Source organism: Synechococcus sp. F70.1 (assembly GCF_047502745.1).
Lineage (GTDB): Bacteria > Cyanobacteriota > Cyanobacteriia > Thermostichales > Thermostichaceae > Thermostichus.
Map to the genome: position 1 here is coordinate 1 of NZ_JANSJL010000101.1, position 5,770 is coordinate 5,770.

At 56.1% G+C, this 5,770-nt stretch carries 5 protein-coding genes; 1 reads left to right on the plus strand and 4 read right to left on the minus strand.

Annotation, left to right across the window (positions count from 1 at the left end; genetic code table 11):
* Window positions 1–591: 591 nt before the first annotated feature.
* Window positions 592–1,773 carry an RNA-guided endonuclease InsQ/TnpB family protein gene (locus tag NW860_RS09850; RefSeq protein WP_414513926.1) on the plus strand — a complete coding sequence of 394 codons (1,182 nt, stop codon included), beginning with the start codon at window positions 592–594 and terminating at the stop codon, window positions 1,771–1,773.
* Here the strand turns inward: NW860_RS09850 and NW860_RS09855 are convergent.
* The 4 genes from NW860_RS09855 to NW860_RS09870 form a co-directional block, all read right to left on the minus strand.
* Complete coding sequence (locus NW860_RS09855; protein ID WP_414513928.1) at window positions 1,744–2,415, minus strand: hypothetical protein; 672 nt, start codon at window positions 2,413–2,415, stop codon at window positions 1,744–1,746. The two genes, NW860_RS09850 and NW860_RS09855, sit on opposite strands and share 30 nt — an antisense overlap.
* Window positions 2,416–2,418: 3 nt before the next feature.
* A complete protein-coding gene (locus NW860_RS09860; RefSeq protein WP_414396189.1) occupies window positions 2,419–3,288 on the minus strand; it encodes a (2Fe-2S) ferredoxin domain-containing protein in 870 nt (289 codons plus the stop codon).
* A gap of 9 nt (window positions 3,289–3,297) precedes the next feature.
* Window positions 3,298–3,684, minus strand: a complete 387-nt coding sequence (locus NW860_RS09865; protein ID WP_099812174.1) for a DUF1636 domain-containing protein — start codon at window positions 3,682–3,684, stop codon at window positions 3,298–3,300.
* A gap of 69 nt (window positions 3,685–3,753) precedes the next feature.
* The gene (locus tag NW860_RS09870) at window positions 3,754–5,700 is read right to left on the minus strand and encodes a TonB-dependent receptor plug domain-containing protein (protein ID WP_414513930.1); all 1,947 of its coding nucleotides are present in this window, start codon (window positions 5,698–5,700) and stop codon (window positions 3,754–3,756) included.
* Between the last annotated feature and the right edge of the window lie 70 nt (window positions 5,701–5,770).

The following is a 5,770-nucleotide window of genomic DNA, read 5'->3' on the forward strand; positions in this document are numbered from 1 at the left end:
TTAAATCGCGGCAACTGAGCTTCCTGCAAGAGGGGCACAGAGAGACCTTCCGTGGTCTGCCCCTTGCGCAGCGAGGCCAGCCAGCCACACTCGCCGTTCAAGCACAGCCAAGACAGCAAGCCCACCAGGGCCGATCCGGAAAGCAAAAGACTGGGCCTAAGCATGGATCCCGCCCCACTAAACAGCATGGAAAGAGAAGTTGCCTCTAGGCTAGTTCGCCATCGCAGCGGTGTCCAGATTTCTTGGCTACACAGGCGTGCTCCAAAGCCCGAAGGTCCTAGAGGATTTTGCCGCTAGCCAGCTCCACTAAGAGGCGGTTCTTCGCCCGGCCCTCGTCGGCAGCCTGCTCCGACAGCCATGGTGCGGCGTCCTTCGACAGCTTGAGAACGATAGGGCTGCACGGAAAAACACTCTCAATTGGTCTGAGGCGCCGGCGGCATTGAGAGAAGTCTCACAGCTTCCTGAGGTTGAGCTTGGAACATTTGGGTTAGTGCGGAAAACCTAAGTGACCAATAAAACTGGGTTTCAAGCCCCGACCTTGGGAGCGGCTTTTTGTATAATGCTCTAGATAGCAGAAAGACAATTTTTTGCATGTACTTTGTCCGCAAGCTCAAGCTGGGAGTCTCGGAACAACTACAACTTTTGAGCAGGGCGGCAGGCGAGCTGTACTCCCAGACACTCGTCAGTTTTTGGCGCGTCGTCCGCAAGAAAGGGCTGTGGTTGAAGCCTGCCACGCTTATGCGTTGGTTTCCCAGTGATCCTGAAAACAGACTTCACGCCCACAGTGCGGATGCTGTTGTCCAAAGTTTCTTTGCCTCCCTAAAGTCGTGGCGAGAACGCCGCAAAACGGATCCCAATGCTCGCCCACCTCGACGCCGACGGTACTATTACAAAATCCAATGGAAAGCTTCAGCCATCAAAGTCGTAAATGGAAAGTTGCGGTTGTCCAACGGAAAAGGCAACGAGCCTTTGGTCATTCCTTGGGCTTGGGATACGCCTGTCTGGGTAGAAATTGGCTGGGACGGCAGGCAATACGAGCTAAGGGCTTGCTACAAATTGAGCGATGCGCGGCCCAAGGAAGAGAGGAAAGAAAGCGGTGTTGCCGGTGTGGATCTGGGTGAGATTCACCTGGCCGTTGCCCATGATGGGGAGAACACCTACATCGCCAATGGCAGGCTGCTGCGTTCCAAGCGCCGCTACCAGAACAAGCTGAAATCTACTCTGTCAAGGCTGCTTGCCAGAAAGAGGCGTGGCTCAAGGCGTTACAGGAGAGTTTTAGCTTCTGGGCGAAAGCAGCTGGCGAGGTTAAATCACCAAATTCGAGATATTTTGCACAAGCAAACTACAAGGCTTGTCTCGACGCTGTATGCAAGGGGCGTCCAGACCGTTGTAATTGGGGACATTCGGAATATCAGGGTGTCTGCTGATTACTGCACAAGGTTGAACCAAAAGCTCCACCAGATGTTGCATGGCCAAACTCGGCACCACATCACCTACAAGGCTGAACGACTGGGAATGAAAGTTGTGCTGCTGGATGAGCGGTACAGCTCTCAAACCTGTCCTGCTTGCAACAAGAGGAACAAGCCGAGAGGCCGTGTGTATAGGTGTGGGTGTGGGTTTGAGTTTCATCGCGACGGGGTGGGAGCACTCAACCTTCGCAGAACGTATCTGGGCTCTGGCCTAGTAGTTGGGGTTATGGCATCCCCCACAGGGTTGAGGTTTCAGCCTCATGCTCTGTGTAGCTCAGCCGGTAGGAGCCATCCTGCTGTCTGAGAAAGAATCCCTGCCTTTTATGGCAGGGAGAATGTCAAGTGCCCTGTCCCACACCAAAAGAGTATGAATCCCAAGCCAAAAGCTCGTCCACAGCCAGTTATCCACCCAGATCTTGCCGAGAACAGGTAGGGTCAAACCCTCTGTCCCTCCCAAAACTAGGCCGGCTGCCAAGATCAGCCCTTCAAAAGCAAGAAAACCCAGGATGAGCATGGCTGGAATCCAGAGATAATTCCACAGCCATCGTCCGGCTCGGAGAGGGTGGGGCTGGAAGAAGAGAGGGCGGTAGCTGGCTAGCAGGGCCACCCCCACCGTGCCGATCCCCAAGACCACCCCCCAGGCAAAAGAGTCAGGCGTGCGGGGATAGTTGTGCCAGACATAGCCAAAGATTTGGTTGGCTAGCCAAATCATCGAGGCGCTAACTATTGCCCTTTGGCGAGTTAACGTGGTGCCCGCAATGATGCCAACGGTTACAAAAGGAAGCGTACAGGTATAGGCAATGTTGCTAAGGCAGCCAATGGTGGTAAATAGACTGGGCCAAAATCGGCCACAGGCCAAGTCTTGGGCAGCCCGTAGCCAAATGGCAACCGGGATCCAGGGGCGAGGTTTGGGGATGGACTGCACAAGGGATTGCAGACTGACCATAGGCTAATCTCCGGGAAAAAGGTGAGCTTTCAGGGGGCAGTTCTTTAGCAGATGCTCCTGGACAATTTGCCGCGCTACTGGAGGTGTAACCCGCTTGTACCAAGTGCGGTCGCCAGAGTAGAAAACCACAGGCCCTTCTTGACAGACTTCTAGACATCCGGAAGTAATGACCCGAATATCTAAATTCGCTTCCTGCAGGGCAGATTGCAGGGCTTCCACAACCGGTTGATAGTTGCGGGAAGGATAACAGCGGCTGGAGCGGCAAACCGCCAAGTAGGGCCGCTTGAGAGGGTTATCCTCGTAAGGGATCCGCTCTTTTCCCTCGACATAAATGGCTCGCAGGCGTTCATAGAGGGAGAGCTTTTGGTAGTTGGCTTTGCTTTCGGGCAGGTAGTCTTCTCCTGGCCCCAAAAAGGGACTGGGCAAGAAGATCTGCAGCAGAGATTCCTCTGCCCCGTTCCAAAATTGAATTCCCCATTGGCGAGGCTGGCGCTGCGGATTGAGGCGGCGATAGAGGGCGGCGCGGCTCACCAATCTTTTGCGGCGCAGTTCTAGGGGGGTTCGGCCATAGGGGCCGCCTCGGTGCTCCTCTAGACACAGATGCAAATGCCAAGTTTCGGTAGCCACGGTCAAGTAGCCGTCGTAGAGCACACAGAGAGCAGGAGGACTGGTAAAGGCCGCTTCCAGCACTCCCCCCTCCGCCACACAGCCCACTTGGATCTCAGCCCAGTGCTCCTGGAAGAGCTCATAGAGGAGCGGCCCAAGACAGTCGATGTGAGCCGGGATCCCTTCGTAGAGGGTTATCCAGCCAGTGGGGGAAATCTCCTGCCAACTTTGGTTTAAGGGCGTAATCCAGGGACTGAAAGCGGCCATAGGTTGCTCCTATTGGACTGGTGGAATGCGGGCAATCACCCCCTTTTTAAGAGGGCGCTCTGCCCAGGGCAGGACGCCATCGGGCTTTGTCAAATACAGCTCCGCTGTTTGCAAGATTGGCTCCACGTCTTGGGGATCGAGATCTCCAAACACGTAGGTCATCTTTCCAGGGGCTGCCAGGGCAATCACGCAAGCATGGCTGCAGCCGCTCATACAGGCAACCGGCTTAAGCTGCAATTGAGGGTTGAGCACCTGCGATTGCAAGGCGGCTAGAAGCATTTCTCCTTTGCTAGTCCCTTCTTTTTGGCCGTTGACCCAGCGAGATCCGCAGGTGGTACAAACCCAAAGGTAATGTTTGGCCTCAGCTTGAGTCGAGATTCTAGTTGAGATCGTCATACAGTTGCTTCCAAACTAGAAGCACCCCACAAATGGTTAGCCAGAATTCAAAAACAACCTGAGATGTTGCTAAAATTGCCCCCGCAAGTTCACCCTCAACGTGCGACCAACGCCGGGATAGCCGGGGAAAACTTCATACTGCTCATCCAGCAGGTTGTCGATCCCCATCTCTAGGCTTAGGTCCTCAGTCAACGGGATCCCTCCTCGCCAAGCTACGGTAGTGTAGCCTGGTAGGGATTCCGTGTTGGTGTTGTTGGTAAAAAAGCTCCCAATGTGATGGACTAAAATTGAGCTGTACCAGCCTTGCTCGTGACGGTAGGTCAGGCCTAAGTTCAGGCTATCGGCTCCCACAAAGGCTAGCTGCTTGCCAACTGTAGCTGGGTCAAGGGCGGCGCGAATGATGGGATCATTGAGGGTGTAGTTGGCAAAAAGCGTCCAGTTTTCCCCTAGCCGCACATCTAAGGCTGCCTCCAGGCCGGTATATTCAACCAGCCCAATATTTTCATAGGTTCCCCGGCGCGGCCCAAGGCTGACAAAGGTGATGCCATCGCGGATGCGGTTGTGGGCAAAAGTCAAGCGCAGCAGGCCAAAATCTCCCAAGGCTTGATCTAAGCCAATGTCAAAGCTTTCCCCTCGCTCTGGGCGGAGATTGGGGTTGCCATCCACTTCAAAAAAGCCGCGCAGCCGGAAGAACAATTCCGAGATCAAGGGAGTGCGAAAGCTGCCGGCATAGCTGGCCCTCAAGGTGGTGCCTTCCGCCAAAGCCCAGCGGATCCCTAGAGCAGGCGAGGTAGCCGAGCCGCTGGCCAAATTGCTGAAGTCCTGGCGGATGCCTAAGTCGAGGTGGAAACGGGGATCTGGGCTGTAATCCAGGCGGGCAAACAGGGCTCCCTGGTTAACCGTATCGTCGTAGTTGATATTGGTAGAACCCCTGGCAAACGAAAAAGTTGTATTGCGGGCTGAGATGGAGCGATAATCTGCCCCCAGGACTCCTTCTAGGTTTTCGCCGGCTTTCCAAGCATACTGGAGCTGGGATCCCCAGCTATCGCGCAGGATGAGGTCGCGGGATCCCTGGCTTTGCGGGGCGCTGAAGCGGTAGTTGAGATCGTCCAAAAAGAGCCGAGCTTGCAGGGAGCCTGTTTCCTGAGTCCACAGCCACCTGAGATCCAGCAGCAGGTCGTTGGTGGTTTGCTCGGCATCGGGAGAAGGAAAGTCTACGCTACCGGGCACGCGGAAGGTTTTGTTGAGGTAGAGGGCGTTTGCCGTTAGGACTTGGTCTTCGGCCAATTGCCAGGTGAGCTTGGCCTGCAAGTTGTGGTACTCCACCGCCGAGTTTTCCCGCCTGCCCGACTTGCCCAGCCGTCGGATGGTAAAGGGAAAGTCGTTGTTGCTCTGCAGGCGACGGTAGCTGAGCACCCAGCCCAGCTCCTGCCCTTGGCCGCGGCTTTGGATCCCTTGCTCATTGAGGCCATAGCTGCCGACCGCCGCTTCCACCACCGTCTCCGTTTCTGGCTGGGGCTCCACCGTGACGATGTTGATGACGCCGCCAACAGCGTCTGAGCCGTACAGGGTAGAGCCGCCGCCGGGGGAGACTTCAATTCGCTCGACGACATCGGTGGTGATTTGCGAGAGGTCAAACCCCCCGAAAAAACCCAGATCGTTGAGGGAGCGGCCATCCAACAGCACCAGCACCTGGGCCGTTCGCGCCCCTCGCATGAACTGAGAGCTGAGAGCCCCCAACTGGGTGCCGGCTGTGCCATCGCTGAGGATGCCGGGCAGATAGCGCAGGGCTTCCTGCACGGTTCTTGCCCCTTGCTCGCGCATCTGCTGGCGGGTGATGACATAGACGGGGCGGGAAGACTCTCGCAAGAGGCCAGGACGGCGAAACGGGGTGGTGACGGGTTGATTCAAAATCTCGGCGCTGAGGCCGGTATCCAAGACTGCTTGCGCCCAGGCTGGGATCCCCAAAACCCAACTTCCCAGCCCAAGGCTGAGACCTAGAACTGTCTTTTTCATGTCAGCTCCTTGCTCCGTGCAACGCGGAAGGGCTCTGAGCCCTGAGCTGAAGCCGCAGGCGGGCATCCTG